Here is a 4,289-nt window from a genome sequence, read left to right as displayed (position 1 = left end):
TTTGGGGTGCAGTTCATTTTTCAGACGACCTTTCTTCCTGTACATCCTTCCTTACCTGCACTCATACCCAAAAATCGCGCGGCGGGTCGAGGACGGGTTTGACGATGCCGGTACGGACGGCAAAATCGCCGAAGCCTTCGTCGTCGAGGCGGTTTTGCGCCCAGTTGCCGACCCAGCCGTCGACGATTTCGAGGATTTCGGGTTCGGTAATGTTTTCTTTAAAGAGACGCGGGATGCGTGTGCCTTCGCGGTTGCCGCCTGCGTAGAGGTTGTAGCGGCCGACGGCTTTGCCGACCAAGCCGATTTCGGCGAGCATGGCGCGGCCGCAGCCATTGGGGCAGCCGGTGACGCGCAGGACGATGTATTCGTCTTCCAAGCCGTATTTGGCGAACATTTCGTCGATTTTGTCGGAGAACGACGGCAGGAAGCGTTCGGCTTCCGCCATTGCCAGCGGACAGGTCGGCAGGGCGACGCACGCCATGGAGTTTTCGCGCTGGATGGTGATGGATTTGCTGATTAAGCCGTGTTCTTTGGCAATTTTGTCTATGGTGTCTTTCAGCTCGGGCGGAACGTTGGCGACGACGAGGTTTTGGTTGGCGGTCAGACGGAAGTCGCCGGGGTGGATTTTGGCGATTTCGCGCACGCCGGTTTTCAACGGTCTGCCGGGGTAGTCGAGCAGACGGCCGTTTTCGATGAACAGGGTCAGATGCCAGTTGCCTTCGAGTCCTTTAACCCAGCCAATGTGGTCGCCGCGATGGGTGAAAGCGTAGGGGCGGATGGGTTCGAACTTGATGCCCATGCGCCGTTCAACTTCTTCTTTGAACACTTCGACGCCGACGCGCTGGAGGGTATAGCGGGTACGGGCGGCTTTGCGGTCGCTGCGGTTGCCCCAGTCGCGCTGGGTGCTGACGACGGCTTCGGCAGCGTTGAGGGTATATTCGAGGGGGACGAAGCCGAATTCGTAAGAGGTGTTGGGGTAGGTTTTGGTGTTGCCGTGTTCGCTGGACAGTCCGCCGCCGACAAGGACGTTGAAGCCGACAAGTTTGCCGTTTTCTTCGATGGCGACAAAGCCTAAATCGTTGGAATGGATGTCCACATCGTTGTCGGGTGGGATGACGACGGCGGTTTTGAATTTGCGCGGCAGATAGGTTTTGCCCAAAATCGGTTCGACGTCGTCGGCGATTTCTTTGTTGCGCGGCTCGGTCGGTTCGGTGGTGAACACTTTTTCACCGTCCAGCCAGACATCGGCGTAAGCCATAGTGCGCGGCAGAAGGTGCATACTGATGCGTTTTGCCCATTCGTAGGCTTCTTGGTGCAGCGGGCTTTGGACGGGATTGCTGGTGCAGAGTACGTTGCGGTTGACGTCGCTGGCGGTGGCGATGGAATCGAGGCCGAGTTTGTGCAGGGACTGGTGCGCCAGTTTCAAATCGGTTTTTAAAATGCCGTGGTATTGGAAGGTTTGGCGGTTGGTCAGGCGGATGGAGCCGTAAATGGTGTGGTCGCCGGCAAATTCGTCTATGCCCAGCCACTGCGCCGGCGTGATGATGCCGCCGGGCAGGCGGCAGCGCAACATCATGTTTTTTAAGGGTTCAAGTTTTTGGTCGGTACGCTCGGCGCGGATGTCGCGGTTATCCTGCTCGTACATGCCGTGGAAACGGATGAGCTGGAAATTGTCGGCGGTAAAGCCGCCGGTAAAGTCGTCGGTCAAATCGTCTTTGATGGTACCGTGCAGATAGTCGCTGCGGTCTTTCAGGGCTTCGTTGCCGGAAAGCGGGGTGTCGGGCAGCTTGGCGCGCGGGTCGGCGGTGGTAGTCATAGGGTGCTCCTTATTCTCAGTTTGGAGCTACTTTAATCAGGTCGTCTGAAAATGGGAAAGAATGGTTTGTTCGATTTAAAGATGATTTCGTTATATCCAAAAGATTACCTGTAATGTAGGGGCACACTGCACCAAATAGAAAAAAGGTCGTCTGAAAATATTTTCAGACGACCTTTAACAGGATATTTGGGATTTAGCGCACGCTGCAAGAAGTTTCTACACGGTTGCCGTACGGATCGGTAAAGCTGAAGGATGCTTCGCCGTTTTTCTCATGCCATTCCGCACCTTCGCCGAACAGGCCGCGGTTGGAAGTGTAGCGCGAGCCGGAACCGGAAACATCGGATGACAATACAGCGCGCTTGTCGTCAAGGCGCAATTCCAACTGATCGTTATTCAAGTTGCGGACATCAACAGACAATCCGTTCTCACAAGAGAAAGTGCGCAAACGGCGGGACTCTGATGTGCGACGGTTTTCTTCATAACGACGCTCTTCACGGCGCATCTCGTTACGATCGTAATTATCATCACGATTGTCGTAACGGTGTTCATGGCGATGCTCGTGACGGGAACCACGTTCGAAATCATAATCCATGTCGGGTGCGACACAGGCACCAAGGGATAATGCGGCGGCAACAGCCAGTAATACTTTTGATTTCATAAATATCTCCTAAATAGGAATTTGTCTGCTAAATGCGCTGCCATGTTATAAACATCTCCACCTCCAAACAAGCGGGATTACGCTAATTTACCCGATATTCCTAAAACCGGTTGTTTGCAGGCAAAAAAAGATATTTTTAATGATATTAACCAACATGAGTTTACATGATTACCAAAAAAATCCGCACCATTTTCAGGTGCGGACAGTCGATCCAACCGGTATTTAACGCTGACGTGCCTTAAAGCGCGGGTTACTCTTACAAATAACGTAAACCTTACCCTTCCTGCGGACGATTTGACAGTCGCGGTGGCGTTTTTTCGCTGTTTTCAGTGAAGATAAAACTTGCATTATTTGTCCTTTCTAAATGAAGACATCATCGATTGGAAACGCTGATTGAACTTGCTCGCACGCCCTTCAGTGTTAACGTTTCGCTGTCTGCCGGTGTACACAGGATGAGATGCAGACGACGTATCCAGCGCGAAAAGCGGGTATTCTTTTCCATCTTTCCAAACCATCGTCTTACCATGCGTCTCCGCACAAGAGCGGATAAGCCAGCCTTCATTTGCACCGCTGTCGAAAAATAAAACAGTACGGTAATTATCAGGATGAATATTCGGTTTCATCAATCAATACTCCATAATTAATATGTTATAATATAACATTATACACTATTTTAAAAATATCGCAAGTTCCCTCCAAATACCTTTTCATAAAAAAGAAATACGGATAAGGCATTAAACCTTACCCGTACTTCTTTTTCATGTATTTTAACGGTTATTCAACAACATAACCTTCTTTATCCCAATGCGTTTTCTTCACCAGCTGATCGTTGGAATAAACCGATTCTGACTTTTTGGCCCCATCTTCGTACCATTCCAAAACAATACCATTACGACGACCATTAGAAATGCTGATTTCCGATAAAATACGACCATTTTCGTCCCAACTCAAAATCTCAGTCGGTTTATCGTTGACCATATTCATTTCCATCTTCGGACTGCCGTCCGGATACCATTGCTTCCAATAACCGTTGGCTTTGTCGTGTTTGAACTGGATCTCGCTTTCCTTCACCCCATTACGGTAATATCGCGAACCGGTTCCTTCGCTCAAACCGTTTTGATAAGGCATCACAGCAGATTTCTTACCGTTCGGATACCAGTTTGTCCATTCACCGTTCGGCTTGCTGTTTTTATAAGTCCCTACCATTTTTTTCTGTCCGTTGAAATGCCAAAGCGTCAACGTCCCATTATCTAACACGGGAACAAACACTTTAATTTGCTCTGCAGGAACTTCATACGGATCAGAATATTTCTTCATGGACGGGTAATAAAAATCCTGCGCCTTGGCAATACCTGATTGAACCGTATATTGTCGGACATATGCAACCGATGACATCGTTGCTGTAATTTTGCCATGTTGATTAAAATAAACAGAATGGGATTGCGCCCATGTTTGAGAAAATACCCCTAAAAGCAGTACGGCAGCCAAACTTTTTTGCCAATATTGAATCATTGTCAGATTATCCAGAAACTGGAGCCAATAATATCGCTCCTTAGATTAAATGTGCAGATTGAAGTATGCCGACAACACATCATTGTGTTTGTATCATTATAACTTTCATAGCATGGATTGTTAAACACAATATCCGTGCAGGCTATTGATATAAAAGACAATAACTTCGAAAAATGGTTCAATTCAATACAAGCAGCATCAATACATCATTTAAAAACAGGTACCTATCATATTTATTAAGGATGCTTATAAACTAGGTAAATATTTTCTAATATAGTGGATTAACTTTAAACCAGTACGACG

At 48.4% G+C, this 4,289-nt stretch carries 5 protein-coding genes; all 5 read right to left on the bottom strand.

Going from position 1 to position 4,289, the window contains the following annotated elements; all coding sequences use genetic code 11:
• Nucleotides 1-61 precede the first annotated feature (61 nt).
• Nucleotides 62-1,816, bottom strand: coding sequence for an assimilatory sulfite reductase (NADPH) hemoprotein subunit (gene cysI, locus HMPREF3066_RS00920; RefSeq protein WP_045072394.1), 1,755 nt, complete (start codon nt 1,814-1,816; stop codon nt 62-64).
• A 193-nt stretch (nt 1,817-2,009) separates the two neighbouring features.
• The gene (locus tag HMPREF3066_RS00915) at nt 2,010-2,474 is read right to left on the bottom strand and encodes an MliC family protein (protein WP_070439859.1); all 465 of its coding nucleotides are present in this window, start codon (nt 2,472-2,474) and stop codon (nt 2,010-2,012) included.
• A 222-nt stretch (nt 2,475-2,696) separates the two neighbouring features.
• A complete protein-coding gene (ykgO, locus tag HMPREF3066_RS11870) occupies nt 2,697-2,822 on the bottom strand; it encodes a type B 50S ribosomal protein L36 (protein WP_003685279.1) in 126 nt (41 codons plus the stop codon).
• Nucleotides 2,822-3,097 carry a type B 50S ribosomal protein L31 gene (locus HMPREF3066_RS11865; protein WP_003744241.1) on the bottom strand — a complete coding sequence of 92 codons (276 nt, stop codon included), beginning with the start codon at nt 3,095-3,097 and terminating at the stop codon, nt 2,822-2,824. The genes ykgO and HMPREF3066_RS11865 overlap by 1 nt, the downstream gene beginning before the upstream one ends.
• 151 nt (nt 3,098-3,248) lie before the next feature.
• Nucleotides 3,249-3,986 carry a toxin-antitoxin system YwqK family antitoxin gene (locus HMPREF3066_RS00910; RefSeq protein WP_039404935.1) on the bottom strand — a complete coding sequence of 246 codons (738 nt, stop codon included), beginning with the start codon at nt 3,984-3,986 and terminating at the stop codon, nt 3,249-3,251.
• Nucleotides 3,987-4,289 lie beyond the last annotated feature (303 nt).

This window comes from Neisseria sp. HMSC03D10 (assembly GCF_001807625.1).
Taxonomy (GTDB): domain Bacteria; phylum Pseudomonadota; class Gammaproteobacteria; order Burkholderiales; family Neisseriaceae; genus Neisseria; species Neisseria mucosa.
The sequence above is the reverse complement of the archived record's forward strand: the minus strand, read 5'-3'. Positions and strand labels throughout refer to the sequence as shown.

Excerpts from the sequence above, each read along its gene's own strand:
- cysI (WP_045072394.1), bottom strand. The coding sequence starts at position 1,816 with ATGACTACCACCGCCGACCCGCGCGCCAAGCTGCCCGACACCCCGCTT.
- HMPREF3066_RS00910 (WP_039404935.1), bottom strand. The coding sequence starts at position 3,986 with ATGATTCAATATTGGCAAAAAAGTTTGGCTGCCGTACTGCTTTTAGGG.
- HMPREF3066_RS11865 (WP_003744241.1), bottom strand. The coding sequence starts at position 3,097 with ATGAAACCGAATATTCATCCTGATAATTACCGTACTGTTTTATTTTTC.
- ykgO (WP_003685279.1), bottom strand. The coding sequence starts at position 2,822 with ATGCAAGTTTTATCTTCACTGAAAACAGCGAAAAAACGCCACCGCGAC.
- HMPREF3066_RS00915 (WP_070439859.1), bottom strand. The coding sequence starts at position 2,474 with ATGAAATCAAAAGTATTACTGGCTGTTGCCGCCGCATTATCCCTTGGT.